Origin of the sequence: Membranihabitans marinus, from assembly GCF_021729155.1 — a bacterium.
Lineage (GTDB): Bacteria > Bacteroidota > Bacteroidia > Chitinophagales > Saprospiraceae > Membranihabitans > Membranihabitans marinus.
The window spans coordinates 12,795-38,576 of sequence record NZ_JAJQYA010000007.1 but is presented as its reverse complement, the minus strand read 5'-3'; the positions used below and the strand labels follow the sequence as shown (position 1 = coordinate 38,576).

At 36.5% G+C, this 25,782-nt stretch carries 10 protein-coding genes and 1 other RNA gene; 3 read left to right on the top strand and 8 right to left on the bottom strand.

Going from position 1 to position 25,782, the window contains the following annotated elements:
* Nucleotides 1-605: 605 nt before the first annotated feature.
* Both ssrA and LVD51_RS06450 read left to right on the top strand, forming a co-directional pair.
* Nucleotides 606-984, top strand: a transfer-messenger RNA (tmRNA) gene (gene ssrA / locus LVD51_RS06455).
* Between the two features lie 223 nt (nucleotides 985-1,207).
* Nucleotides 1,208-2,272: a fatty acid desaturase gene (locus LVD51_RS06450; RefSeq protein ID WP_236970386.1), complete on the top strand. Its 1,065-nt coding sequence runs from the start codon at nucleotides 1,208-1,210 to the stop codon at nucleotides 2,270-2,272.
* A 1,241-nt stretch (nucleotides 2,273-3,513) separates the two neighbouring features.
* Here the strand turns inward: LVD51_RS06450 and LVD51_RS06445 are convergent.
* From LVD51_RS06445 to LVD51_RS06410, 8 genes are all read right to left on the bottom strand, one after another.
* On the bottom strand, nucleotides 3,514-4,557 hold the full coding sequence (locus tag LVD51_RS06445; RefSeq protein ID WP_236970385.1) for a T9SS type A sorting domain-containing protein: 1,044 nt from the start codon (nucleotides 4,555-4,557) through the stop codon (nucleotides 3,514-3,516).
* A 1,000-nt stretch (nucleotides 4,558-5,557) separates the two neighbouring features.
* Nucleotides 5,558-6,643: a T9SS type A sorting domain-containing protein gene (locus LVD51_RS06440; protein ID WP_236970384.1), complete on the bottom strand. Its 1,086-nt coding sequence runs from the start codon at nucleotides 6,641-6,643 to the stop codon at nucleotides 5,558-5,560.
* A 1,408-nt stretch (nucleotides 6,644-8,051) separates the two neighbouring features.
* Complete coding sequence (locus tag LVD51_RS06435; protein WP_236970383.1) at nucleotides 8,052-10,580, bottom strand: hypothetical protein; 2,529 nt, start codon at nucleotides 10,578-10,580, stop codon at nucleotides 8,052-8,054.
* A gap of 646 nt (nucleotides 10,581-11,226) precedes the next feature.
* Complete coding sequence (locus LVD51_RS06430; protein ID WP_236970382.1) at nucleotides 11,227-16,725, bottom strand: thrombospondin type 3 repeat-containing protein; 5,499 nt, start codon at nucleotides 16,723-16,725, stop codon at nucleotides 11,227-11,229.
* Nucleotides 16,726-18,632: 1,907 nt separating this feature from the next.
* Nucleotides 18,633-19,496, bottom strand: a complete 864-nt coding sequence (locus LVD51_RS06425; RefSeq protein WP_236970381.1) for a DUF4437 domain-containing protein — start codon at nucleotides 19,494-19,496, stop codon at nucleotides 18,633-18,635.
* Nucleotides 19,497-19,843: 347 nt separating this feature from the next.
* Nucleotides 19,844-20,755 (bottom strand): helix-turn-helix domain-containing protein, encoded by a 912-nt coding sequence (locus LVD51_RS06420; protein WP_236970380.1) that lies wholly within the window; start codon nucleotides 20,753-20,755, stop codon nucleotides 19,844-19,846.
* A 1-nt stretch (nucleotide 20,756) separates the two neighbouring features.
* Nucleotides 20,757-21,269 (bottom strand): hypothetical protein, encoded by a 513-nt coding sequence (locus tag LVD51_RS06415; protein ID WP_236970379.1) that lies wholly within the window; start codon nucleotides 21,267-21,269, stop codon nucleotides 20,757-20,759.
* Between the two features lie 257 nt (nucleotides 21,270-21,526).
* A complete protein-coding gene (locus LVD51_RS06410; RefSeq protein WP_236970378.1) occupies nucleotides 21,527-22,480 on the bottom strand; it encodes an SDR family oxidoreductase in 954 nt (317 codons plus the stop codon).
* Nucleotides 22,481-23,528: 1,048 nt separating this feature from the next.
* Here LVD51_RS06410 and LVD51_RS06405 point away from each other — a divergent pair.
* On the top strand, nucleotides 23,529-24,344 hold the full coding sequence (locus tag LVD51_RS06405) for an alpha/beta fold hydrolase (RefSeq protein ID WP_236970377.1): 816 nt from the start codon (nucleotides 23,529-23,531) through the stop codon (nucleotides 24,342-24,344).
* Nucleotides 24,345-25,782 lie beyond the last annotated feature (1,438 nt).

The following is a 25,782-nucleotide window of genomic DNA, read 5'->3' as shown; positions in this document are numbered from 1 at the left end:
TTTTGATTAATATCTGAATAAATATATAAATTAATTAAAATACACCAAATTTCAAGGCTATTATATTTATATTAACTTTAGACTTACACGAACTATTGTTTGCAGAAGTAAGCTTCCAAGATGACCGGTGTGACATTCTCAATATATTAGACCAGCCAAATCAGTTAAACTATTATCACAAAGCACAATGGAGACGAATGCAGAATTACAATTTTTCATGTCCTGTCTCAACATTTTCAAAGTCTAGGTTGATCCGATACCATTCGCATGAAAATATTCATTAATCTAATATACATAATAGATGGCATCAACTTGTAAAGGTTAAAATATCAGATCCGCAAATGATAAAGACTTAGGACATTGACTTTAAATTTTGAATAATAAATTAGCGCACAATTCATTTATTGAACCTCTGGAGAAATGGATGTAGATAGGATTGAATATTTTTAAAAATCTTATATTTTCATTTAAATTCTCTGGCATAAAGTTAAAATATGCATCAGCCTACAGTAAAATACCCTATTGGTTCCATATATATTTACTACCTTTGGCAACCTTTTGACATCATGAGATGTTAACTAGGTAACAAACGTTCTTTAAAATAGGGGGCTGACTTGGATTTGACAGGAAAGATTTCTGGTTAGTTAGCATGTCGGAGCATCATGATTTACTCCGTTAACAAATAATCTTGAAACCATTTTAATTGGCAATAACAATTTTGCCTTGGCAGCCTAATTCAAGGAATTAGATAGCCTTTGTGCGGTAGACTTGATGTCTGATACACAGTAGACCTGCACATCATAAAACAACTCAGACTAGGGATTTAAATTGTTTCGATTGAATGCCGAAATTTAGGAACTAAGGTGTTAGGCGGGTAGGTATTAAAACCTTTCTATCATTCGAAAATTAAATTTAATACTAAGCATGTAGAAAGCTAATGAGTGCTTTGACTGGACCCGGGTTCGAACCCCGGCAGCTCCACTTTTTTTAAAGACTTCTCCTATTTTAAAGTCCTTTAATCTAAATACACAGCATTTTTCGGATTGATCTACTGATCTAATATTCGGATCATCAATTAAACCAATCGTTAGGACAGAACAAGAACATAATCAAAGAGTTACAAGCCATTAAAAATGTAATAAAAACTTAAAAACAAGATATCTCAAGGCAGTAAGAGAAAATTTTGTATTTTTGCGAAATTACATATATGCATTTTCGCATTGTTTTAAATTTATCTATTCAATATATGCAAATCAATCAAATAAAATCCGACTTAAAGGACTGGAGGAATCTAATCAAACCTTATCAAATTCAAAATACAAAATTAGCAACCATTCAACTTCTCAATACTTTCATTCCATTTATTGGATTGTGGATATTGACATATTTTGCAATGAAGTATTCATTCTGGTTGGGATTACCTCTAACCATTTTATGCGGATTTTTCATGGCTAGAATATTTATCATACAACACGATTGTGGTCACCAATCATTTTTGGGAAGTCGCAAACAAAACGCTGTTGTAGGATGGATGTGTAGCATTTTCAGTACTATACCTTATGATTATTGGTACAGTGTGCACGACTATCACCACGGACACAATGGCCAGTTGGAAAACCGACATATTGGAGATGTTCCCATGTTGACGGTTAAGGAGTACGAAGCATTACCGAAATGGAGACAAGTTGGGTATAGAATTTTTCGTTCTCCCTTGGTATTACATGTAGTAGTGCCAATAGCCTATTTATCATATGTTGTTCGCACACCATTGGTTAAGGAAAAAGCAGTTAAGAAAGGACATAAGACACTGTTGAACAACAATGTTTTGATTTTACTCACTTATCTAGTACTTACTTATTTCTTGGGATGGACGTTTTTGATAACACAGTTAACCATATTGGTGTTTTTCATCATCATAGCTTTTTGGTTTTTCTATGTTCAACACCAGCACGAAGACACTTATAAACAATGGATTGACAAATGGGATTACCTAGTAGCTTCTATTAAGGGAAGTACCTATTATAAACTGCCCCACCCTATTCAGTGGTTGACAGGCAATATCGGACTACATCATATCCACCATTTAAGTCCTCGCATCCCCAATTACAATTTGGTGAAATGTGCGAAGGAAAATCCTGTTTTTCAAAAACACGTAACCATTATCGGTTTTAGAGATAGTCTCAAATGTATGTTTAACAAACTTTGGGATGAGGAGCAACAGCGTATGATTAGTTTTTGGCAATATACCAAAATGAAAAAGGCGATGTCGTAAGACAAGAGCTAGAGATATACAAAAGATCACTATTGAAAAGTAGTGATCTTTTTTTTTGCCCAAAATCAAGAACAAACACATCGACAATTCTTGTATGGGTTGAATACAATACGAAATACATATTACATTGACGGCAAAGATTGTGAGATAACTGAGAGTAGTGCACGACTGAATATAACTGAATGAAGTCACGTAGTGACCAAATACCCTTAATGGATGACCAAATGCAGTACGAAGTACCAAAGGTCGTAAATCGACCTTTGATGAGGATGACCGAACAAAATGCGCAGTATCATTGATCCTTAATGGATCAATGGTGAGGGAAACGAAACCTCCGTGTTTCGGGTGGGTGACTGAATGCAGTTGCACGAAGTGCAACCCAATTGATTAAATATCTATTGGATGAAGGAACCGAGGCCACTGTGCCGAGGCGTGACTGTCCTGTATATCGTAAGGAAATTTTACCACTGCGCTCCGGGTGGGCTTGCCAGGGCGAAGAAACCGAAACCTCCGCGTTTCGGGAGGGAGTGCCACTGGCTCCGGCGTAGTATCATTAAAATTTCATAGTAATCTTTACTGTGCTGAGACAACACTGCATTTAAATTGACAAGTTTAAGTACTTGTCACAGAAATAATATAATTGCTTGAAGGAGCCACGACCACCGTGTCGTGGGTGAACGAGCAAAATACGTAGTATCCAATGTCCTGAACATGACTGAATGCAGTTGCTCGAAGAGCAACCAGATGAACTAAATGTTCATCTGATGAAGGAGCCACGACCACTGTGTCGTGGGTGGGGAAGCCATGGCGAGAGAAGTCGCAGCCACTGCGCTGCGACAACACTGCAAAAAATGGACAAGCCAGGATTTTACCTTAATTTATTATGTCGTCCCTTCAGGACTTTTTATTTGATTAAACTATCTTTCATAGGGTTTCACCCTATGCTGACATATTTCGTCCTTTCAGGACTGCTTTTAGTTATTTGGCGTGATTGCAACGCAATTCAATAGGTTTTAGGCCACTGTGCCTCAGGTGAGTTAGACACTGCGGCATGACGAGATTCCATCAAAGTACTTTCCGAATTACAGCACAATCACGCATCCCGATAATATTTTTTCCATATGGAGATATGATTTTTAAAAATATACCCTATAAAAAAAGACAGCAGAGAGCTCTGCTGTCTTTTTAAAATCTTCATTCGATATTCTATTACACAATACCGAAGAGGAAAAACTCTTGTATCAATTATTAAAAATAATTTCTCTTGTCACTATTCTTCGCTCGGCATTATAGACCAAAACAATAAAAGCAGGACCATAAACACCATCCAAATCGATAGTCATTCCCGAACTATAGGGTAGTGTTTTTAAAACACTGCCTCTCAAATTCAGTAAAGATACTGTATGTCCTTCGAGTTCCTCGTTGCTCAATAGTCTAATAAATTGACTGGCAGGATTGGGAAATACGGTTATGGGTACCTCTCTATTAAAAAATGAAGTGGCAAAATTTAAAAACTTTATTTCTGAAAATACTGAGGTCGCGTCCAAGTCAACCATATTCAGTCGATAATAATTGATACCCCTTTTGGGATTGCTATCAGTAAAGCTGTATTCAATTTGATCTGGACTATTTCCTGCGGCATCAACCGTCCCAATTGTTTCAAAAACAATTCCATTTGTACTTCGCTGAACTTCAAAAAAACTGCTATTCAATTCAGAAAATGTTGACCATGTTATCAAACTGGACTGATTCTCCTTAGCAACCTGAAAGTTCGTTAATTCTACGGGAGCAGGCTCTGTTGTATAAGAATAAAAACTCGCTTCGCGAACGAGATTTTTCTGCCCCGTTCCAGGATAAATAAGTAATTTACCTCCATTACTTCGATTATTCGGCGGTGAATTCCCAGTAACTTTTGTATCTATGTAGATAAAAATATTTGAAAACCCTGGAAAAGTAGCTATTTGAGTAAACAACAAATACACTGAATCAGGAGTTACTATTCGTTCAACACTATAATAAGGACTATGCCCGCTGACACTAGCCTCTACGTTATTGGGATCAATTAAATCCAAATTACTAAGCGATAAGGTTAGATATCCAGGTACTTCTCCTGGAGGGGCATCTATTGTAGAATTTTCTCCTACCCAAAACGATAGCTGTCCAGTACCTCCTTCTTCTACTGGCGCCAAAGGTAAAGGAGACAACTCCAAAGGACCTATAACCATGGATTGACCAAAACAAATTGACCCTAAAAAACACAATATTAATGTACTATAAATTCTCATTTTAATATTATTTAATTTAACCTTAACTAATAACTAACCATATATTATAAAAACCTATTCTATCCTTTCACCACCAAAATTCGATGACTCTACTTCCAATCTATCTGCACAACAATTGTCACCTTCCTACCTCTTTGCAATCAACTTACTTACACTATCGACCACCTGAACATATATTCAAGTATAGAGAAAGACCTTGCCCCTTCACGGAGGCATTGATTTTATATTCCACTGATTGTTTCAACAAAAAAACATCCAAGTACTCAGTGATATAATCAATCCTATTTTTTTTAAGTGATTTTAAAAAATCGTGAAATTGACCTATTCTATTGCTCATCATTGAATGATATACTTTAAAAAATAGGAAGGAAATGAAAAGGGGGAAAATGAAAATTATTGTTGGAAATGAAAAAACATAAAATATCCAAGACTCCATCATATTAGTGAGAGTAAAACCGGAAAGGGTTCTTAATTCGAAAGTGGCAATTATATATGCCTCGATTACACCTAAATAGGTAATATTTTCTATAAGCATAATTAGTTTCTTATGGTTATTTTACTAACCTATTTCTAATATGAAGAAGCTATCTCGATAAAAATCAGAACACTTTATTCTTCTCATAACACATATTCACTCACAACACAATAACTTTTACATTCAAATAGTGGAGTGGATTAGCAATATGACTTTTTTAAGATCTAGCCCATTTAGGCACATAAATAGAAAAATGCAAAAGAAATACTGCTTTGTGCTTTCCTTACATTTGACGTATTTAAAATCAAAAGTCACACGATCTATGAAAAAAAATAATGTAAAAAAATATTTTAACCTACTGAAAGTCAACAACCCATAAGATAGTAAAATATAAGGTCTAAACCCATAAAAACTATTCTCATTTAGACCTCTTCTCTACCTCTTTTTTTATTTTTTATTATAAAAATAATGGACTACATCTATGGCTTAAGCGTTAAAGCAAATACTAGAGGAAATTAATTATCATCAATTACTTTGATGAATGATCATTTCATTTTTAATTATAGCTCCTAACTCATCGGTTATGTGAACAGAATACAGCCCACTTTGTAATCCATACATGGGTAGAGCCATTCCAGATTGATAAGACATTACCTTTAATTGTCTTCCTAAAACATCGTATAATGCCACTCTATGGTTATTTAAATCCTTATTGCTAACAATATTTAGATATTGAGAAGTAGGATTGGGAAACAATTTAAAGTTGAGATTATCTCCATTTAGAGTCTCGTCAAAAGTTAAATATAAAATTTTAGAATAGTCGAAAGTGCCATCAAAATCAATTTGCTTCAACCGATAATAATTTATCCCATTAAAAGGTTCTTGATCTACAAATGTATAGCTTTGAGGCACTTGAGTATTGCCATGACCTTTCACATCACCAATTTTCACAAATTCCTGGCCATTTTGACTTCGCTCAATTTCAAATAAGTCATTATTAATTTCAGAGACTGTATTCCAATTTAAGATTGAAAATTCACCTTTCTTTTCCACCTCAAAATTTGTCAATTCTACAGGGGCTGGTTCCAAAGTATAGGTTTCAGTAAATATATTTATTTCGCCAATTATCTCATGATTTGACCCCGCAGTTAAATTAACACTACCTCCGTTTTTTGGAGAATCTTGAGGACTATTTTGAATAACTTTCACATCTAAGGAAATAGTGATGGTTGTTCCTGCTGGTATTTCTGCTTTTTGCTGAAAAAGAACATGTCTTTTATCATCATTAACATATATATAAATATCATAATAATCCTCATATCCATGAACACTGGTATTGGAATTATCGGTATTAATTTCATCCCTTAACTCCAAATAAGCAATTGAAGCATTTATATAACCTGGACCAGGTCTATTAATTAAAGCAGCTGCAGGTCCATGATTTTTTAATTGAAACGTAAATACACCAATTCCATTTTCTTCAACTGGATTTAGTGGTGCTGGCACAATCCTACTTTCCCCTGGTAATAATTCCATTCTTGCTTCGAATTGACCATATACTGGAACAGTAAATAAAATATAAATGCATAGCAAATTTAAAATCCATTTCATTGTAAAATACTTTAATCATAGAAATAATAGATAAACTACTAAGTCTCAACACGAATATAAATGAAGCAGACCAATACAAAATTTGGCAAACTGACTTTATCGTCGAGGACTCAACAGCTTCGAAAAAGCAAAAACCTCTATGGAAATATTTATGAATGTCGGTCACCTTCAATGAAAGTGTATATCACATACAGCAACACAGGAGCATTATATTTCACTCTATATGTCACTTTGTTCATTAGATGATGTCATTAAGCTTTGACTAGGGTAAGTCATGGAAGTAAATCTACGAAATTATTATCTTTTACTTCACTCCTACAAGTTAAATTTAAATAATTAATAAAAAAATGCTATTCTATTTTACTAGACAAAATAAAACAACATAAATATTTTCACACAACCACGTTATACAATGCTAAACAAAAAGCATTAATACGTTAACAACTCAATCACAAAATCACATAAATTCTTGCTTGCCATTATATAATATTACTTTATTGCAAAAAACCAAATAATACATCTAAACCACAACCACTCAAAGTAAAATATCCATATTGAATTTAACAGCAAGAAGACAATTCACAGCATAATAAAACACATGCAACTATTAAATTACAAACAATATCACCTACATAGTTAATTTAAATACAATTTCCATTTTAATAAAATCAAATTTAATTTAAATTACATTTTCACTATACTTGTCATTACAACATCTATCGTCTAACATTGTAACTTGCGATATAATAGCCAAAAGTTTTAGCTGAATTGTATATTACAACATTGCTATAGATTAAAAAATAGCGGATTTTCTCCCGCTATCTTCATCATTTGTTATCCATTATACTAAAATCTAGATAAGGTTCTTTTTAAATTCTAAACTATGCCTTATTATACCAAATACGTATATAATTGTCGGTTGTATTTCGAAATGTTGTAACGCCACGACTGAATGAAGTAGTCTGAAAGACTACCAAATGCCCATTGAGGGCATTTGATGAAGGAGCCGAAACCTCTGAGTTTCGGGTAGGTTGACCTCCGAGTCACGGGTGGGTTAGCCACTGTGCTGTGACGATGCCGCATAAAATTCGACAGCTATAAATTACTAAAATACTGGAATTGCATCAAGGGCACCAATGCCTCCGCGCATTGGGTGGGAGAGGAAAGTACCCAATCGACTTAACGTCGATTGGATGAGGATGACTGAATGAAGCTCGATTTACGAGCAAACCCATCCACGACACGGTGGTCGTGGCTCCTTCATCAGATGAACATTTAGTTCATCTAGGTGCTCTTTGAGCAACTTTATTCAGTCGTGCATTTCGCTAAGTCATCTCGAAATCTTTTCCCTCATGATAAAATGTAATTCTTATAATATGTAGACCAATCGCATACTATCTAAAGATATTTAGTTATTATCAAGATTTATTATATCTGAAGAAATGTTATTATCGATATTTCTCTCACCTCCAACATTGGTAAATGGAATAATAACATTAAGCGAATGAGTTCCAATACCTGTAGCAGGAACAGTATAGACGGCATTTATCCCAATTTTTTTTATGGACAATGCTGGATATTCTCCAGCAATATTATAGGTCCAAATATGTGCAAAAGGATTGCTGCCATCATAGGTCCACTCCGTATTATTGACTTGCAAGAATGGATTGCCGTTGAACGCTCCTACCAAGCCGGCATTCCAGTTTATTTGGATTCTAGAATCTTTAGTAATTGTAAATTGGATTGGAACACCATTGTCAATAGAATAATTGTTTAACTCTTCGATATTCACTACAAAATCGATATTACCAGTAGCACCTATGACTATACTATTTGATAGAACTAATTCTGGTCTAAAATCAGGTACACAGGGAGAAATATTAGCATCGGTAACTCTGGCATCTGTACCCGGATAACTAGCGGCATTCACTCTTCCTAATTCATCAACACCATATATATTACTGATGTCTTCATTGTTGAAGACTTCCACTTCACCTCCATAGCTTCCATCTCCATTGCTATCTGCAAAAACATCATTATAGGCCTCAATTGCATCGACACAGCCATCTCCATCACTATCTATATTTAAAAAATCATAGATGCCGTAAGTAGTCTCTGCTGGTGTAACTCCAAGATTTGATGTTAAATTGCTACTCACTATATTCTCTACATCGTCAGATAATCCATCCATATCTGCATCGGTATATTCACTTCCTTCAATTATTCCATTTCCATCCACATCCAATGCAATCACAGAAACATTACCAGCTTCTACAATATCATAGATTCCATCATTATCACTATCCAAATCGAGATGATTATATATTCCATCACCATCATCGTCACAATATTGGGTGGGCAGATATAACTTTACACCATCTAAAGCCATATATTCCATTCCCACAATACCGTCAGCACCAGGATGTACAAAGAATTCCAATCTTTGAGAAGTACTTGTGGCCACAAATTCCAACGATTCTCTCATCCATACTTGATTACCCTCTCCCAAGTAAGGCATTAGTGTTGAATATTTAATTCCACTTCCAAAATGAACTTCCCATCTTGCCTGATTACCGATTGAAGTAAAACCATCAACTCCAGCATTGCCTTGTTCAAATTCGACAACATATATTTGCCCTACTGTCAAACCGTCAATAATGGTATATATTGCTTCTCTCGCGCTGCCATCCATTCCCCCTGCAACAAATACACTACCGTCATTTGAACATGGCATGCCATCGGCTAATCCAGTGGGTCTTCCACTGCCTGTAGTGTAAACTGGGCAATTCCATGAATCTGGAGTAACTGAACCAGAAAAGTAGCCCCCACCTTCTACAGTGTTATTGAAAACATCATAAGAGGCTATGGGCGCAAGCCCATTAAAACTTCCGTCAGAAGCTACAGGTATTAAGATTTTTGCACATTCATCAACATCCAAAATACCATCATTGTCGTCATCTAAATCGTCTATATCATTAATGCCATCACCGTCACTATCTATGCATGCATTCCAAGCAGAGGTTTGAGCATATTGATAAGTATGAGAATAATTAACTTCATTGCTTTCCGCTATGGTTTCTATGTGATCAGCCAATCCATTGCCTCCAATTCCAGTAGTTTGCCCCTGGGGAATAACCAAAGAATCGGTATAGCTTCCATTGAGGGTAGAACCAGCCACACCAGCTTCATAACTATCATAGCATCCATCTCCATCACTATCCAAATCCATGTGATTGACCATGCCATCTCCATCGTTGTCATCAGTACAACTAGGCTTGGGTGACAAACTGGGGATAAAACCACTGCTGTAAGTTGGAGTTATTTCGGCGATATTGTAGGCATCAATTAAGCCCCCTGTAGTCATACTGCGTATCTCATAATACTTGTATTGTCCCGCATTGCTGTTCACCGTATAAGTACTTCCCTGTGCGAATAAGGAAACATTATTAGTTGTCAACTCATTCCAACTCAACCCATCTATTGAACCGTACAATCTGGCCGTAGCCCCTCCCGAATACGAAACTCGATTGGAAACAACTATTTGTGACAATTCTATTGGAGTAGGATATTCTATCGTAAATATAGCATCGCCAATGGCAAAACTGCCATTAGCAAACCTAAATACAAGATCCATACTGCCATCATATAAATGAGAAAAATCTTCTAGAGCTGCATGATCTGAAGAAATTTGTATCATACTTTTGGCTTCTTCAAAACTATAAAAACATCCCGGAGATTCAACGGCATCTAATATACCATCATTGTCATCATCAATGTCGGTTTCATCTGGTATTCCATCCATATCATGGTCATCCATAGCCAAAACCATACTATTTATTGGAAAGAATTCTGCAATAGGAACATTAAGAGAATCTCTGGAGATCAACAGATTCGTCATTAAAAATAGGCCGATAATGCTAAGTAAAAATTTCATCATAGTGGTATTATTTCTTTGAATATTAATATCTCTGCTTTAAAAGTGAATTAGGCTGTCATGGAGCACTACAGCATATTCTGTTCAAACCAACAGAATCAACTTAAAAAACACAACCTCTATTAAGAAATAATTATGAATGATTACAAGATAGCATACAAACCAAGTACTGTAGTATAACTGACACACCAAATACTTTAATTAAATGTAATTACTTACATTAATTGTTTTTCTGAGATGATGCTATGATAATTCATTAAATTTTTGGACTGGGGTTAGTCCTAGAATATAAATTAGATTACAAATATAGCTAAAAATTATTAGCGACACTGGCAAAATAATTTAAACCCAATAAATATCTACATCTAACAAATTCTAAAATTAGAATTCAACCAACAACTATTCATAAAATAAAATGATTATAGGGAAAAAGTTACAAGTATTGATTACTTATCCACAAATATTGGCTGGAGAAAAATAACTCCCATGATATCTGTTCCATGTAAGTCTTCTCCTTTCGCAATACGAAATAGATAACAACCACCATTAAATAATAAAAATAGCGGGTAAAGACCCGCTATTTTTATTTTCCATTTCAATATTTCTTATTTAGAAAACAATATATCTTTTACATACCACATACAGATTTTTAATTATTATCAAAATTTATAATATCCGAAGCAATGTTATTATCGAAATTACTCTCACCACCAACATTGGCAAATGGAATTATTACATTTAGAGAATGCGTTCCAACCCCAGTAGCAGGAACAGTATAAACGGCATTAATCCCTATTTTTTTCAATCCATTCGCAGGAAATGCACCTCCAACATTATAAGTCCAAATATGAGCAAATGGATTGCTGCCATCATAGGTCCATTCCGTATTATCTACTTGCAAGAATGGATTGCCATTAAATGCTCCCACAAAACTATTATTCCAATTAATTTGCACTCTTGTATCCTTTGTAATTGTAAACTGAACCGGCACTCCATTATCCAAGGAATAATTGTTTAACTCATCAATATTTACTACAAAATTTATATTGCCTGACTCCCCTATTATTATGCTATTTAACAACACCAATTCTGGTCTAAAATCGGGTACACAGGCAGATATATTAGCATCGGTAACGCTAGCATTAGTTCCTGAATAGGTAGCGGCATTGACCCTACCCAATCCATCGACCCCATTGATATTAGCGGGATCCATATCGTTAAACGGATCCAAAAGTCCGCCATAACTTCCATCACCATTGCTGTCTACATATACATCATTATAAGCCTCTATAGCATCTACACAATCATCGTCATCACTGTCGGTATTAATATAATCCGGCGTACCTGGCGTCGTTTCTACTGGTGTTACCCCAGCATTTGTTGTCAGATCACCGCTAATGATATTCTCTATATCGTCGGACAATCCATCCATATCTGTATCGGCAAATTCTGTATCTTCCAATATCCCATTTCCATCTATGTCCAATGCAATTACTGAGGCATTACCCGCTTCTACAATATCATATATACCGTCATTGTCACTATCCAAGTCCAAGTGATTGGGAATGCCATCATCATCCAAGTCATCACTACATGTTGATTTGGGATATCTACTGGATATTAGATCACCTATTAAAATTGAAAATTCTCTTACACTGGGATAATAAGCACTTCCATTAACTCCCACAAACCTGTATTTTTCAAATTGAATTCCCGGTTGCAATGTATTATTTATAGTAAAATCACTTGTATTATTATTGACCACAGGATTGGAGAGTGGAATCCAGCCACTGCCATTATATCCCTCCAACTGAAAAGTACTACTTGCATTACTCGAAAATTTGTACAATCCTACATCGACAAATATACCGTCAATAGCCACTGCAGCACCTAAAGTAATCTCATATATGGTTTTGCCCACCCAGGCTGCTGGCTTTAATATGGCTTGAGTAGAGGCATTGCCATCGAAGGAATTGGTTATCACGAAAGATGAATATTGTTCCAAATCCGAAGTAACATTGACAATCATTTGCAATTCTTCTGGAGAATAAAAACAATTCGGCGATTCCACCGCATCCAATATACCATCGTTATCGTCATCGATATCGACTAAATCACCGATGCCATCTTCATCACTATCTGCACAAACATTTAAAGCAGCACTGATGGCGTAGTAATAAGTAGAAGTATAATTAATTTCATCGCTATCTGCCGAGGTTTCTACATGGTCGGCCAATCCATTGACACCTACACCTGTGGTCTGGCCTTCTGGAATAGTCAATGAATCGGTATAACCTCCTGTTTTCGTAGCCCCAGTCACACTGGCTTCATAACTATCATAACAGCCATCTCCATCGCTATCTAAGTCCAAATGATTCGGTATTCCATCGCCATCTAAGTCATCCGTACAGATGGGTTTGGTATATCGACTGGGCACAAAAGGACTGGCTACTACACTGGTAATTTCACCAATGGTGTAACTGACAGGAATATTTCCAGTAACGGTATTTCGTATACCATAATATTTATAGCGATCCTCATTACTATTTACGGTAAACACGGTTGGGGTAATATTAATTGCAACGTCAGAGCTGGTCAATTCCACCCAAGAAACACCATCCAATGAGCCGTATAATTTAGCTCTAGCTGTTGAGGTATTCGATATTCGATGAGATACCGTCACACTGGACAACTCGACCTGTGTTGGATATTCTATGACAAAAATATCATCGCCTGGATTCATGGTCGACACATTGAAATTAAATAGCTGAGTCGAAGCTCCATCGTATAATAAATTGAAATTATCTGGACTAGAGAAATCAGAAGTTACTCCTATTATGGTTCCAGCCTCAGATTCAGTATAAAAACAATTCGGAGATTCAACCGCATCCAATATTCCATCGTTGTCATCATCTATATCGACCAAATCGCCAATACCATCCTCATCGCTATCTGCACATACATTTAAGGCTGAACTGACGGCATAGAAATATGTAGAGCTATAATTGATTTCATCGCTATCTGCCGAAGTTTCTACATGATCGGCCAATCCATTGACACCCACGCCTGTGGTTTGCCCTTCTGGAATAGTCAATGAATCGGTATAAGCACCTGTTTTCGTAGATCCAGTCACACTGGCTTCATAACTATCATAACAGCCATCTCCGTCACTATCTAAGTCCAAGTGATTGGGTACACCATCGCCATCTAAGTCGTCGCTACAGGTGGATTTGGTATTCCGACTAGCAAGATATGAGCTAGAAACAGCACTGGTAATCTCACCTATGGTATTCGCCACTGCCAATGCCCCTGTGACCGTATTTCTTATGGAATAATATTTATAGCGATCCGCATTAATGTTTACCGAAAAAACCAATGGAGAAGTATTCAAAGCTCTATCACTACTCGTCAATTCCACCCATGAACTTCCATCTTGTGATCCGTATAACTTCCCTCGTGAAGTTGTAGTAGTAGAGATCAAATGAGACACCGTCACACTAGACAATTCCACCTGAGTGGGATATTCTATAATAAAAATGTCATCGCCTGGATTCATTGTTCCCGCATTGAAATTAAAAATCAATGTCGAAGCTCCATCGTGTAATAAGTTAAAATTATCAGGACTACTAAAATCCGATGTTATTCCTACTATTGTCCCCGCTTCCTCTGAGGTATAAAAACAATTTGGCGACTCCACTGCATCAGGGATTCCATCGTTGTCGTCATCTATATCTACTAGATCTCCTATCCCGTCTTCATCGCTATCAGCACACAAGTTTAGAGCAGCACTCTGGGCGTAAAAATAAGTCGATATATAATTGATTTCATCGCTATCTGCCGAAGTTTCTACATGGTCGGCCAAACCATTGGATCCTACCCCTGTAGTCTGCCCCATGGGTATGGTTAAGGAATCCGTATAGCTTCCTGTTTTAGTAGATCCTGTCACACTGGCCTCGAAACTATCATAACAGCCATCTCCATCGCTATCTAAGTCCAAGTGATTCGGCACACCATCGCCATCTAAGTCATCACTACAACTAGCCTTATTATACCTACTGGCCACAAAATCACCCAATATCATATTAAATTCTCTTACACTAGGGTAATAAGCACTACCTACAACTCCTACCAATCTGTATTTTTCAAAAGCAACTCCTGGCTGCAATGTATTATTGACAGTAAAATCAACCGCACTATTATGTACTAAAGGTATAGAAAGTGGGTACCATGCCCCTCCATTAAACCCTTCCAATCGAAAAGTGCTACTTGTATTACTTGAAAATTTATACGATCCTACATCGACGAATATTCCATCAATGGCAACTGGAAACAGCATGGTAATTTCGTAAATGCTTTTCCCTACCCAATCTTCTGGTTTTAATGCAGCTTGAGAAGAGGTATTGCCATCGAAAGAATTGGTTATCACGAAAGATGAATATTGTTCCAAATCCGAGGTAACATTGACAATCATTTGCAATTCTTCTGAAGTATAAAAACAATTCGGAGATTCGACCGCATCTGGAATACCATCATTGTCATCATCTATATCAACCAAGTCTCCTATGCCATCCATATCGGAATCTATACATGCATTCAAGCCACTGGACAAACCATATTGACCATAATAACTAGTATACGATACCTGTCCACTTTCTGGTGCTGTTTCCACTTCATCGGCTAATCCATTAGGCCCAACCGGAACTGCCGGCAAAAACACTGCATTATCTAATGCCAAATTCCCATTGCCAGCATCACTTCCATTGGACAAATTTGTTTTAGGAAATACTCCAGCCTCCAATGCATCACTACAACCATCATTGTCACTATCCAAGTCTATTCGATTGGGAATTCCATCTCCATCAGTGTCTACATCTTGCCCCAATGGCGTCTCCGCTAAATCGGGAACACCATCATTGTCATCATCTAAATCCACGATATCTATGATACCATCGTTATCAGTATCATCACATCCATTGGAAATCGCAGAAAGTGCAAATGCAGTGTACATAGAAATGTAATTTATATCGGCATTATAAGTATCATTTGTTTCCTTACTATTGGCCAATCCATTGTTTCCATAAGGGCCAGCTATGACCATATCAGTGGGCACAGTAGTTGCCCCTCCTTCCAAGGCATCATAACAGCCATCTCCGTCACTATCTAAATCAAGAAAATTGGGCGTACTATCACCATCCACATCGGCATATCCTTCTAAGCCATCTAAACTCCCATCATTATCAGAATCCAAATCTAATCTATTGGTTCGACCATCACTATCGGAATCTATATCTGGATATCCACTTCCGCCATTGGCAGCCAAAGGCACTCCCTGTGCATTGACACCACCATCTACTGCTCCATCATTGTTGGTATCCAATCCCAAGACTTCATGCACATCATATAGACCGTCGTTGTCCGAATCCAAATCTCTATAATCAGGCGTCCCATCCCCATCTGTATCAATATTTTTTTCAACTATATCCAATATTCCGTCATTGTCTGTATCCAAATCTATATAATCCGGAACTCCATCGCCATCCGAGTCTCTACCACCACATACAATATTGGGATTATATTGATAGATATTAGTTACCCTCCAAAGAAGATCACCGGCAACATCTCCAGAACCAGAAGTATAGAAACTCAGGCTGATGGTCATAGTTGTACCACTCTGAATAAAAGAATACTCGGTAGTAGAAAGCTCAGAAGAACTCCCTCCCCCACTATGCCAGCTCCTATTTAAAGCCGGGGAGTTAAAAGTACCATGACCAGTTTTGGGATAGTGAGAACTTCCTGTACGCAACCTCACCGTGTAATACGTTCGCAGTCCAGGAGTAAGTCCATACCATGTAGCAGATGTGGTAGCCGTCCCATTCCATTGATCACAATAGGCTGACCCATCATAAGAAGTGATGTAGGCATTGGCCTCATTAGATGGATCGGATAGACATCGGCTATTAAAGTTGGATCTATCTCTAGTGACACTTGTTGCATACACTTTTTGATTATTACAATTTATGCCTTCAATTGCGTTGCTTATACCATCACCATCACAGTCACCAGTCCCGCTTATATCTGCACAGACCTGTGCAAAGGTAAAACCAGTAACCCAAACCATTAATCCGATTAGAAGTAGAATTTTCCTCATAATTTAAGTATTTTTTGAAATCGTTTAACCTCATTCTGAAATTATATTCTAGATTCAAATAGGCATCTGTAAACCAGCCTATTTGTATGAATAAAAATGCCATCATAGACCAATATTTAGGGGCATTACACTATCTATGCATTACGAAAAAAGGTCTTTAAGAGTCCGCACTTTTATAATTTTGGAAAAGCTAATTTCCATTCTACAACCACAAAATCAATTTCAAAAACTTAAATAGAAAGAAGATACTACTTGCATAACCTAACACATCCAATACCTTTGGAAGTCAACTTGGAATATATACTTCAATCTACATATGAATTTACAGGGAAATAATATAGATTACCCCCCTCGAAAAACCTTAAATTAACTAAAGGTTTACTTTGGTACTATTCCAATCCCATCCTCGCATTACCAATCCTATAAAAAAGACAGTTTTGAGACAAAAGAACATCATTTTTTTATCCATTCTACCTTATACCAGGTTAAAGCCACAAGAAAATAGACGGGATAAAAAAATTAACACCTACATTATTTTCAATCACTTTAAATGTTGAATGTCTCAAAAGTCAAATTTGCAAAATTGGCATTGAAAGACTAATGTCCTTCGATGATGGGAATATTTAAATCCATAAAAAACCTCGATTGATAAACCTAAAATCCAAGTATTCCAATCAATAAGCCATTAAAAAAACCTCAATAATATTTATAAATATTCTTGAATTAGTTTTCATCGATTGTATTGTGGGGATACAAATACAACCAGTGCAATTTACAAAATTTAATTATAAATTCTATATCTATTTCAATAATAAAAAACACATTGAAATTACATTTGCAATATTACATTTATTAAAATATAAAGATCTGCTAATTACAATAATTGTATATATTTATAAATAATGAAATGATGCATTTCATAGATTTTTCCACTTTAGAACATCCATTTTTTTATATAATATGACAAACCCAGACTCCTATAGAAAATATTCCTAGCCTAAATTTCAATAGACAACCTCTTGAATAAATTCTGCCAATCCAGACCATATTTTCCATTCCCTGTCTTATATGAGATCACTTTTCAGCTCAAACAAACCAGTGTACAAACAATTTTGACCTATTGAATATCATTCACTACCAATATGGGTATACATAGATCTTGGCCTCTTTTTCGATGATCAATTGGCCTCAAATAAAACAAATACAATACTCCAATGAATATTGCAGAACAATGAAAATACAGATTAATCACAACACTAAAAACATAGTACTTATCAGGCATAAGCACATTGTCATATTAACAAAAATTAATATTTAAAACCACATTTCCCATTAGAAAAACTACAATTTAATCTTTAGTAAAACTTCCTTCCTCCCTCATAAATGAGGTTCAATTTGAGATCAATTACTTAGGCTAATACAAGTAATTGTAATAATATATAAAATCAAAAAACAGTCAAACCCAGCTAATATGAGGCAATATTTGTTTGCATTTAACCCAATGTAAAATTAAAAGTAAAGACTAAACTGCCCATCAAAAGGAATACACATCCACATTTTACCCCTTAAGTTAAAGTAAAAACGATTAAAAAATTCAAGTAATCCAACTGTTAGATCAGCTTCACAAAATAGAAAAACGTGTAAAAAACAAGACGTGATATGATTTTAATAAAAAATGATTACAATATCATAAAATCAACTATATAGTGAATAATCATAATATATTCAAAGGGTAAAAGATTACTAGTCTATGTGGTTTGCCATTTATCATTGGTCGGACTTTTCGCAATTCAGCAATAATCAACAAACAACACATACCACAGTCAGGTCTGTTAAAATAAACAGACCTTAGAATCCCCACATATTATTTCAGGGCTTTAAACTAACATGTATATCAACAACTATCTCTAATGAATTTTGAAACTTCCATTAGATCTAATATATATCAATACTTCCTCTTGTTCGGATAGAGAGAATAGACGATGAGCCACCTCTCCTTGAGATCCAAAATAACTACCGGCATCCAATTTTTTATCTTCAGTATTATCCATACCCTGATATTGAATCTCACCCTGTATCACAACAGCTCTAAATTCAGAACCATGACTTTCTATAAATCCAGAAAATCCAACAGGAAACTTTACAAGACTCCCACTCAAACCATCTTCACGAGGTTGGCCCCAAAGAAAACTGACTTCCACTCCTTCAGTAGCCTGGTCTGGATAACCATAGTCAATCCATGTCGAACTCCATCGATCCAACCACACCATATTAGTCGAATGAAGGTTAATCGGTCTTTCCCCATTGTCAAATGCCTCTTCTGTAGGGATTACCAAATAGGGACCCGATTCAATCTCAATATAGGCAAGGTTATATTGACCTTCCGCAGCCGTAATATGAGGTTGTCCAGCTGGCTGTGTCCAATAAGATCCAGCAGGTAACCACATTTTGTCCGCATTCTCATCATCATTGTGTACCATACCATTGAGTACGATACCGCGATAGCTTACATTGTGTATATGAGGTGGAGATGAAAATCCATCCTTAAATTTCACAAGGAACCCAGTCTTTCCCTCCCTTGTCCGATCCCCCCATAGATTGCCTGCTTGTGGACCTGCATCACCGCGCGCCGGATTGAGGTGAGTCCATTCAATTTCAGCACTGGAGACAACTTCGACATTTGGTTTTTGCTTTTCACCTTGTGATTCCCTCTGGCCATATGCTGAAAATACTAATAGATTGATTGCAAATAAGAACCCTATCCTTTTCATATTTCTTTAAATTTATTAAATACAAAGATGAATTTCCTTTTTAAATTTACCCTGTATAAATAAAGGTGATTAATGTATAAATAGAGGTCAAAGTAGATTCTTTCCCGACTGGGCCATGACACCGGCGTAATTACACCGTAAATCACATAAAAACTACCTCCCTTACAAAGCCTGAGGGTATAAAATTCGAGGTTAAATATTTGCTTTGGTTATTTATATTTTGAAATTTTACAGATGCCTTAAATTGACGAAATGTCTTAAATCGATGACCAATTATTTCCAATGTATATATAATTGATATTAGCTCCTTTTTGCCACGGGAATTCAAGGTTTAAAAACCCATTGAATTAGTTCATTTTATACTTCTCTCTATACTCCGTTGGACTAATACCTTCTCTCTTTTTAAATAGCCGAGAAAAATAGGAAGGGTATTCAAAGCCCAAATCGTAGGCAACTTCCGATATTGTTTTCTTGGGATTTAATAAGATATTCTTGGCTTCGTCAATCAAGTAAAACTGCAAATGCTCGGTGGAAGTTTTGCCAGTCTCTTTTTTCAATGTATCACTGAGATATCGCTGCGAAACCAATAGCCGATCCGCAATCTCTTCAATGCTGGGAATTCCTTTTTCTTCTAATTGTCCGGAGTCAAAAAAGGCATCCAAATGCTGATTAAAACGCTCCAACAAATCATTGTTCAACTCTTTTCGGTGGATAAACTGCCTTTCGTAAAACCGATTGGCGTATTTCAATAGTGTAGTTAGTTGAGATAAAATAATGTCTTTACTGAATTCATCTTGATTATTCCGGTATTCAATATCAATACTTTCCACAATCGACTCTAATTGGTTTTCTTCTTTGGGCGACAGATGGAGAGCCTCATTGGCGGAATAAGAAAAGAAACCATATTTTTTAATCTGATGCGCCAACTCACTGCCTTTCAGGAAATCCTCATGAAAGGTAATGGAAAAACCTTTTTGTTCAAAAACAACGCTATTATCCCACTGAATCACTTGTCGGGGTGCAATAAAAAATAAAGCGCCATTAGTAAAATCATATTTGGTTCGACCGTAAGTAAGATCCCCCCTTACTATCTTCTTAAAACTAATGGAGTAGCAATCGTTGGTAATCGGTGGCGAACTGTCTTTTGGACAAGGCAAAAAACCTTGTCCCATTGCAGAAAACACGCTAAACATAGGGTGTTCTGGGCGCGGAAGCTCTAGGTATTCTAGATAAGCGGACAGTGTTTTAAAATGCTTCATATTATTTATTTATTTCTTGGCGAGCTTGTAACAACTCTTTACTGTATTCATCAATACGGGCTTGTGCTGTCCCATCAATAAGCAATATAACCACCAGCATAGCTAGGGTAGTAATCATACTTGCCCGCCAAATAGGGCTACTAACAAAAAATAAAACCAAAGCACAGACTACTATAATTAATGGAATAGCAGTAAAAACAACGTTTTTGTATTCCTTCAATGTGGTTTCAGCGCGTTGAATTTCTGATTCCACAAAAGCCGTGGCATCTTCGTTGTAAGCAGTTTCAAATTGTGTTATTCTTGACTTATTGGTAAAAAACAATCCAAGACCAATGATGGTTAGCAAGACTCCAGCCACCAAGGTGGGAAGGATATAGGCTCTTGCAATATCGGTTTTACCCAATTGCCAAAACCCAAGACTTGCCGCCATAAATACCACTCCAAATAGAATGAAAAATGGGGTTGAAAAAAGTTCGGCTTTTGCCCAATCTGTTGCTGTTTTTAAAATATCCATGACTGTGTTTTTATAATATTTATATTTACTAAGATAACCTGCATTCTATGATTTCCCGATATTTTCAAAAGCAGATCTTAGGTCCGTGCCCAATATGCATTTATAAATACGTAGCTTATTTCTTTTGACGAATCAATCAACGATTCTGAAACACCAGAGCGGTTGACAAGAAGATGAACAGGGCCGAGTTCTCCAATGACTACAACAATGCGCCTGTGTTTAAAGTCTTTTATCCTATGATTAACTCGATTGATGGATTAAATACTCCACTTCAAACCTATTGCCTCCTCTGACACTTCCCACAATTTTTTGGCTACGGCTTTATCTTTAGCATGAGGTTCTAATTTGCATTCTCCGACCGGACCTGTCCAATAATTTCGCCCTGTAGGTCCATAAAATCCACTTTGATCCAAATCCGGCTCTGTGGCGCACATCAATTCAGGGTAGGCACCTCTTTCCGCCGATTGTACAAATGGAGACAATTTCATCAATTGCCAAACGAAGCGCGTCATTAAACTACCGCTGGTTTTTATCAGAGAGGTTCTAGAGGCACCAGGGTGACAAGCATAGACTTTGACATTGGTTTTTCCAGCATTTTTTAATCGATCCTGTAATTCGTACACACACATAATCTGCGCCAATTTACTTTGGCTATACACACTATTGGGATTATAATTCTTATCCCAGTTCATATCGTCAAACTGTATGGTTTTAATCCCTAAATTATACCCCATACTACCCACAACTACTATGCGTCCATTTGATTCCTCTATTCGAGGATAAAGCAGGGCTTGCAGTAAAAAGTTACCATAGTGATTTACTCCCAACTGACTTTCAAAACCATCGACAGTAAACTTTTGGCTGGGCACCTGAGCTATAGCAGCATTACACATTAGGGCATCGATTTGAGAAACCGACTTAAGAACTTCTTCTGCACCTCGTTTTACAGAATCCTGTTCTGCCAAATCCATAGTGATATTTAATACATCAATATCATTGCCAAACTCTCGTTTCAAAGTTGCCATAGTATATTCTGATTTTTTGGGATTGCGGTTGAGCATCAATACTTTTGCGCCCTTGGATAGTAGTATTCTTGTAGCTTCAAACCCAGTGCCACTGGTAGTACCAGTTATTACAAAGGTTTTACCGCTTAAGTCTTTAATTCTATCTTTGGTCCAACCCTGTTTGCCAAATTGATTTGTAGTATTCATCTTTAACTATTTTATTAAAACAAAGATATGTGTATCAACACCTTATTGACTTATACATAATTTCGAAAGCTGTATACTTTTTGGTTTTTCATTAAAAACACCATCATTTCTCCGTTGGCAATCTATTATCAATCTCCATTTAGTATAGAAAATTGAACCACTAGGTAGTAGAAGAAAAATCACTATTTTTATTTCAATGAATTTTTAAATCCATTATTAACCAAACAGCTCCCCCCTTCTTTATACACGAGGTCTATATGTCCGGAAAAAATAATGTGTTCCGATTGGGATATATTATCATATCACGTTTAATTGAAATGTATATGATATCTCTAATATAGTTGTTTTTTCCTACAGATCAAACTTCAACAAGGTCAAATCCAAACATTTAACACATTGATTTACTATCAATTACAACCGCACTAATAATTTAATTATCGATCTTAACCAAGTCCATTTCAACCTACAATCAATAATGCAATATAGCCACGCCACAATGAGAATTCTCCTTTAATCACTGGTACATTCACGCCCCAACGTAGAGACGCAATAATTAAAACGCAATGCTTCATCATTAAATCAAAAAATGAGTGGTAATTATTAAATGCAATACGTATTAATCTATCGAATTCCACTTTACATTGACAAGAGCATACTAAGTCTAAGAAAACATCTAGCCGACACCCATTCCATCATAGTATTTATCCTAGTAATCACAAGGATGGATGTACACCGTATAAGTAATGAATAAACATCTGTTTTGGCCTATTTAAAAAAAGATCTATGCCTTAAAAAATGATAACAGGCCAATTACATCTTTACATGATTATATTTTAGTATAAAAAACCATTATAATATTTTATTTTAAATAAATCACAGCAATCATTATTTTAATAACACATATTGTTTGTTAATAAAAACAATATCACCTTATGCTCCAATAGGTTCTTTTAGTTTATACTATAATTATTATGTATCTTAGATTCATCCTAAATTGAAGTAAAAAATTAGCCCCATATATTAGAAGACTCTAAAAGAATTTCTTACGATGAACAAAAAGAATATTCAGATCCTATCCAGTATTTTCCCATCCTACTTTGCCAAAAAATTTTACAACCGACTGTTACATCCTCAAATTAGAAAGAACAGAAGCCATGAAATAGCCACATTAGCCAAAGCTGACAAGAAATTTATAAATATCAACAACAATGATATTCAAATATATAAATGGGGCAATGGTGATAAAAAGATTCTGCTTGTTCACGGCTGGGAAGGGCAAGCAGGCAATTATGCTGATATCGTCGAGCAATTATTAGATAACCACTATACCGTCTATGCTTTTGATGGACCTGGCCATGGCAATAGTTCTGGCGGTAAAAACATAATGTTTGAATATGCGGATACTCTGGACAAAATAATAACGAAGTTGGAGATTAGAAAAATAGTCAGTCATTCTTTCGGTAGTGTAGTCACCATCTATGGCTTAAATCAAATACCGAGTTATAAAATAGACCGCTATGTCTTGCTGACCATGCCCCATTCATTCAACAACTACGTTTCCAATATTTCAAATAAGATGGGTTTAAGTGAAAAAGCCACCCAGCTCTTTATTAAAAAATTGGAAAGCGAACGAAATGTAAAAATTGAATCCTTAGATCTATCCAAATACGTTCAAAATATAAATGTAGACAAGGCTTTAGTAATACACGATGAGAAAGACAAAGTCATTCCTATATCTGATGCCGAAGCTGTGGTCAGCAAATGGGAAAATGCCGAACTCATGAAAATTTCCAACACCGGTCATTTCAAAATCCTAAGAACACCTGATGTCGCCAAAATTCTAATCGAATTTATGGAAAATTAACTTCTAATACCAGATGGGTTTGATATTGTCGGAAAGATTATGACCGAATAAAGTTGCTCGATAGAGCAACCCGATGGACTAAATGTCCATCGGATGAGGGAACCGGGCTTCGACATAGCTCAGCCACCGGAGCCTCTGTGCTCCGGCGTGATTGCCCTGTAAATCGTCAGGCATTTCATCACCGGCCGAGGCATGATTGCAACGTAATTCGATAGCAAATTTCATGGAATCTCGTCATGCTACAGTGGGCATGACTTCTCTCATCGTAGACCGATTTACGGTCACTCCTGCCCACCCACGACACAGTGGTCGTGGCTCCTTCATCAGATGAACATTTAGTTCATCTGGTTGCTCTTTGAGCAACTTTATTCAGTCGTGTACTTCATTCGTTCACTCCGGAGTGACAGCAACATAATTCGATAGGTTTTAGCCACTGGCTTTGGGCAAACCAATCTAATATAACAAGAGAAAAGTCCTGAAAGGACGTAGTCTAATAGCATAGGGTGAAACCCTATGAAAAGGATGCCTTCCTAGAAAAAAGTCCTGAAGGGACGAGGGAATTCATTTCTATTGTCAGCAAACAACATTTTTCTAGCAAATTCAATGATTGATGTGAATTGAATGATAACATAAATGGTGATGGTCATGGATTTGTCACACTTTTTGCCCAATCTATCCTATTATATTATTACAGGGAATGAGAAGATATGATCTATTTGTGACAGAAGATTGACAATGCAAAAAGTCCGCCAAGCAACATTGTTTGATGCTTTATACACCTCACCCACCCGAGGGAATAATCCCTCGGTTCCCTTATCAAATGCCTTTAGTAGGCATTTGGCTCTTTGAGCTGCATTCGGTCACCCACGGCTATAACATATCATCCCTGACTGAACGTAGTTGCCCTTTAGGGCAACTAAAGGTCGTAAATCGACCTTTGGTGAAGGAACCGGAGCCACTGTGCTCCGGCGTGATTGCCCTGTAAATCGTCAGGCATTTCATCACCGGCCGAGGCATGATTGCAACGTAATTCGATAGGTTTTAAGCCAATGTACCGAGGATATTTAGCCGAAACCTCCGTGTTTCGGATGGGTAGCCACTGTGCTCCGGCGTGATTACCCTGTAAATCATCATGCATTTCATCACCGGCTCCGGCGTGACAGCAACATAATTCGATAGGTTTTTAGCCACTGTGCTCCGGCATGATTGCAACGTAATTCGATAGGTTTTAGCCACTGGCTTTGGGTGGGTTGGCCTTCACATTTCGAGTGGGTTGGCCTTGCGGCTCAAATTGGTGGTTTAGGGAAGCGCAATGCCATGCGGCTCAACACACAATAATTAAAACGCAATGCGTAATAAATAAATAGAACGATTACCAATAATTATAAATTTATTTCGTATAATTATAGGAAGTCAAGCGATCTCTAAAACAGCATAC